Source organism: Maribacter sp. 4G9, assembly GCF_002742265.1.
Lineage (GTDB): Bacteria > Bacteroidota > Bacteroidia > Flavobacteriales > Flavobacteriaceae > Maribacter.
On the sequence record NZ_MDGL01000112.1, the window covers coordinates 1 to 3,958 of the forward strand.

The following is a 3,958-nucleotide window of genomic DNA, read 5'->3' on the forward strand; positions in this document are numbered from 1 at the left end:
AAGATGCATGGGGTAAGTTTAGTCAAATTAATTAAACAACTTACTTCTTATGAACACTACTATGGGTTGCCCACACTTTGGGGTAGGTGACGGTTTTGAGCCTTTCGATCTAACGAACCCTTTTCCTTTTTACGAGAAGTGTAGAAAAGAAAGTCCTATCTTTTATAGTGAAGAACTTGGGTACTATGTCGTGACCCGATATGAAGATATCAAAAATATTTTTAAGGATTGGAAAACATTCACTTCGCAAAATGCACAATCCCCATTCAAGCCTATAGCTCCAAAAGCTAAAAAAATGATGGAGGAAAGGGGGCTTGTGGGACTCTCCGGATTGTCGGGGCGTATCCCTCCCGATCATACCCGCATACGTAGGATTGTGAGTATGGCCTTCAATTTGGCCAGAATAAAGAAGTTAGAGCCCAGAATCCGTGAATTGGCCAAGGAAATGATAGGTGATTTCAAAAACGACGGTCATGCAGAGTTGGTCAAACAACTTACCTATGATTTGCCAGCCTATGTAATATTCATGCTTTTAGGGGTACCCAAAAAAGATGTGAAGAAAGTAAAGAGTTGGGCGGAAAGCCGTATGCTGATGACTTGGGGAAATTTGACCGAGGAGGAGCAATTGGTGCATGCGGAAAATATGGTGAGATACTGGAACTATTGCCAAGAACTCGTGAAAAAAAGACATGAAAAATATTCGGATGACCTTCCTGGGGATTTGGTAAAATTGCAAAGCGAAGGGCACGAGATTACTGATCATGAAATCGCGGCCATCTGCTATAGTCAATTGTTCGCAGGCCATGAAACCACAACATCATTGATGGGCAACGGAATCAGGGAGTTGTTGCTGCATCCACAATCGTGGGACGCTATCAAGGCCCATCCAGAACTGATTCCCAATGCCATTGAAGAAGTTTTGAGGTATTCCCCATCCATCGTATCTTGGAGAAGACATTCCACTGCCGAAAGCGAAGTGGGGGGCGTATCCATTCCAAAGGGATCTAATTTACTCTTAGTGATGGGTTCCGGGAACAGGGACGATGAAAATTTCCCCAAAGGCGGAAACTTCGACATAGAAAGAAAAAATGCCAAAGAACACCTTTCCTTCGGATTTGGTATCCATTTTTGTCTTGGATCACCTTTGGCCAAACTGGAGTTCAAGGTAGTCTTGGAAGAACTTACCCAAATGATCCCCGATCTAAAGCTGAAAGAAGACCAAGAATTCAAGTTTGCACCCAATACATCCTTTAGGGCACCATTGGCCTTGGAAGTGGAGTGGTGATCTCAATATTAATCTAATACAATCTGTTATGAAATATACACTGTTCTTCAAGGAAGCTTCTCCCGAAGATTATCCTACATTGGGAGGTAAAGGTGCAAGCTTGGCCAGTATGAGCGCTGCCGACCTACCTGTTCCCGTTGGTTTTTCTGTTACTACCCATGCCTATGCCGACTACTTAAAAAAATCAGGGATGTTCAATGAAATCATGGACATTGTCAATTGCATAGAGTGTACCGATATAGATCATTTAAATGAAAACTCTGCCATCCTGAGAAAAATGATCATGGATAGCTACTTGCCCGAGTCGGTTGAAGCAACCATAAAGGAATCCTATGCAAAATTGTGCCAAATGGCTGGGATGGAAAAAGACCTTCCGGTAGCAGTGAGGTCCAGTGCTACGGCGGAGGACCTCCCCGATGCTAGTTTTGCAGGACAACAGGATACCTACCTATGGGTTGTTGGTGAGGAGGAACTCATTGTCCACATCAAAAAATGTTGGGCAAGTCTCTATACTTCCAGGGCTATAAACTATCGCAAAAATCAAGGAATTCCCGAGGATGATGTGCTTATGTCGGTTGTGGTTCAAAAAATGGTCAACGCACGAACGGCCGGAGTGGCCATGACCATGAATCCTACAAACGGAGATCGCTCTAAAATAGTAATCGATTCCACATGGGGTCTTGGTGAGGCCGTAGTTTCAGGGGAAGTGACCCCTGATCATTTTATGGTCGATAAAATTATGTTGGACATTATTTCGTCCAATATCCATGACAAGCATATAGAACATGTTCCCGATCCAGTGAACCGATGTGTGGTGACCCGTGAAATAACCGATGAAAGGGCTAAGGAACCATCCCTTACCGAAAAGGAGATCAGGGATATCTGCAAAATAGCCAAGGTGATAGAAAAGCACTATAAATGCCCCCAAGATATTGAGTGGGCCTTGGATGCCGATCTTCCAGATGGAGAAAACTTTACCCTGTTACAAAGTAGACCGGAAACAGTTTGGTCCCAGAAAAAAGTGGAAACCAAAAAGGTGAAAATAGGTATGGAAGGAATCCTGAACACCTTGATGAATCCTATAAGTTCCAAGAAATAGCACAAGTGTATTACCCGCACAGTAAGACACTGAAATTTTAACAAACAAACAAAGCGCCCAATGTCAAAATCAAAATTTATTAGCCCATACGACCATGCGGCTCCTAAAGGAGCTGAGGGTTGGAGAGAATTGTATCCTTATTACATGTTGTTTCAGGACAATCTTAAGGAAACGGAAGAAAACAAATTCTTTTATTGCGATTCGCAGCACTGGCCCAATGTGTTCAAACCTTTTGATGCCATTACCGTGGAATTTGCGGTAAAGTGCCTTAGCCAGTATAACACAAGACAATGGTTGATACCGCCGGCCAATGGTATCGATTTTAAGTTCCATAATGGATATTGCTATATGAGCCCAGTGGCCGTTGAACCCGAAAAAATAGCCGACAGAGTACCCCAGTTTATGGAAAGGGCAGGCTATTATTTTCAAAATTGGGACACACTTTTGGAAAAATGGCACAAGAAAGTAAAAGGGGTGATCGATGAAATGGAGGCCGTAACATTTGAGCCGCTCCCAGAAGTTGTGGATATGCAGTGGGTGAAGGATGGAGTAGGATTGGATCCCACCTACCACCTTATCCAGAACTATGATAAAATGATCGATCTATGCTACAAAACATGGATGTATCATTTTGAGTTCTTGAACCTAGGGTATGCTGCCTATTTGGATTTCTTCGGATTTTGCAAGGAAATTTTTCCGGGTATTCCAGATTTGTCCATTGCAAAAATGGTACAAGGGGTTGAGGTGGACTTGCTCCGACCAGATGAGGAATTAAAAAAGCTGGCCAAATTGGCTCAAAAACTCCAACTTCAAGACATTGTCCTCAATAACGATTTGGACAAAGCTTTGGAAGCTTTGAAAGCTTCTTCGGAAGGTAAGGAATGGATCAATGCGTGGGAAGAAGCCAAATACCCATGGTTCAATTTTACCATAGGCAATGGGTTTTATTCTACCGATAAATATTGGATAGAGCATCTATATATTCCTTTCGGGTATATTCAGGATTACCTGAAGCGATTGTTGGACGGGGAAGTAATTGATAGGCCCACAGAAGCTATTGAAGCTGAACGTGACCGAATCATTGAAGAGTACAGGGATTCCATTCCGGATCCAGAAACCCAAGAGGCTTTTGATGGAAAGCTCGGATTGGCAAGAGTGGTATTCCCTTATGTGGAGAACCATAACTTTTACATTGAACATTGGGCCATGTGCGTTTTTTGGAGAAAAATGCGTGAGTTGAGCCAAGTTTTTGTGAATGCTGGATTCTTCAAGGACATCAATGACATGTTCTATTTTAGAAGGGAAGAAATCCATCAATTGTTGTTTGATTATGGAAGAGGATGGGCTATGGGCGTACCTTCCATAGGTCCGGATTATATCCCGAATGAAGTGGCACGGCGCAAGAAAATTGTGGACGCCCTGTCATCCGTGGCACCACAGCCTGCTTTCAACAAGCCACCGGAAGTCATTACCGAACCTTTTACATTGATGCTATATGGAATTACCTCCGAAAGTGTGGATAGTTGGTTGAAGAGTGGAGAAGTGAGCGATGAGCTTAAAGGAATGGCAGCCTC

At 43.1% G+C, this 3,958-nt stretch carries 3 protein-coding genes; all 3 read left to right on the forward strand.

Annotated elements, in window-relative coordinates; all coding sequences use genetic code 11:
• Positions 1-49: 49 nt before the first annotated feature.
• A complete protein-coding gene (locus BFP75_RS11025) occupies positions 50-1,285 on the forward strand; it encodes a cytochrome P450 (RefSeq protein WP_099545450.1) in 1,236 nt (411 codons plus the stop codon).
• 28 nt (positions 1,286-1,313) lie between these two features.
• Positions 1,314-2,384: a PEP/pyruvate-binding domain-containing protein gene (locus BFP75_RS11030; RefSeq protein ID WP_099545451.1), complete on the forward strand. Its 1,071-nt coding sequence runs from the start codon at positions 1,314-1,316 to the stop codon at positions 2,382-2,384.
• A 60-nt stretch (positions 2,385-2,444) separates the two neighbouring features.
• A partial coding sequence (locus BFP75_RS11035) for a hypothetical protein (RefSeq protein ID WP_099545452.1) occupies positions 2,445-3,958 on the forward strand: 1,514 nt, incomplete at its 3' end.

Bases quoted from the DNA above. Each gene is read 5' to 3' on its own strand.
- BFP75_RS11025 (WP_099545450.1), top strand. From the start codon at position 50: ATGAACACTACTATGGGTTGCCCACACTTTGGGGTAGGTGACGGTTTT.
- BFP75_RS11030 (WP_099545451.1), top strand. From the start codon at position 1,314: ATGAAATATACACTGTTCTTCAAGGAAGCTTCTCCCGAAGATTATCCT.